The 250-nt window shown below is 61.2% G+C and carries 1 protein-coding gene; it reads left to right on the top strand.

What is annotated here, in order from left to right:
• Positions 1 to 250, top strand: a 250-nt coding sequence (locus ACTHS3_RS18305) for an OmpA family protein (RefSeq protein WP_440368846.1), incomplete at both ends; no start/stop codon positions are given.

Genomic DNA, 250 nt, shown 5'->3' with positions numbered 1-250 from the left:
ATCCCGACACGACCTTGACGATTAACGGTCATACCGACAACACCGGCAATGATGCCATCAACGAACCGCTGTCCCGCAACCGCGCGCTTGCCGTTGCCGATTACCTGCAATCCCGCGGCGTGAACGGCTCGCGCCTGACCACCGCCGGCTACGGCTCGCGCCATCCGATTGCATCTAACGCCACAGCCGAAGGCCGCGCCCAAAACCGCCGCGTCGAGATTTTGATCAATCCCGACCAAAACGCCATCAA

Source organism: Neisseria sp. P0009.S007 (assembly GCF_051962515.1).
The sequence above is the reverse complement of the archived record's forward strand: the minus strand, read 5'-3'. Positions and strand labels throughout refer to the sequence as shown.